The organism is Halomonas sp. SIMBA_159 (assembly GCF_046536035.1).
In the GTDB taxonomy this organism is placed as follows: Bacteria; Pseudomonadota; Gammaproteobacteria; order Pseudomonadales; family Halomonadaceae; genus Vreelandella; species Vreelandella venusta_A.
This window is the reverse complement of sequence record NZ_JAWJBT010000797.1, coordinates 1-264: the sequence shown is the minus strand read 5'-3', so window position 1 is coordinate 264 and position 264 is coordinate 1. Positions and strand designations below refer to the sequence as shown.

Sequence of the window (264 nt, the reverse complement as noted above, 5' to 3'; positions counted from 1 at the left end):
CGACGTTCCAGCATTCCCAAAGCAACCGCGAGGGGCACCCAGAAGATGATGTGCCCCACCGCCTCCGACATCATCCCAAGGCCCGCGTATTCCAAGTAGGAATGCAAAATCAACGACACCACCGGTCCAACGAACACCCAAACGATCAGCAACCCCAACGTTCGATACGCCCCGCCCTTCTCGCGGGCCGCCCGGGTCCACAGCTCCTCCCGCGTCCGCACCGGCAGGTGCTGGAGAAACTTCGTCCGGTTCCACGCCCAGATC

General features: G+C 62.5%; 1 protein-coding gene. It reads right to left on the bottom strand.

Going from position 1 to position 264, the window contains the following annotated elements; translation table 11 throughout:
• The coding region (locus tag R0J87_RS21405; RefSeq protein WP_498888813.1) for a hypothetical protein at window positions 1–264 on the bottom strand (264 nt) is incomplete at both ends.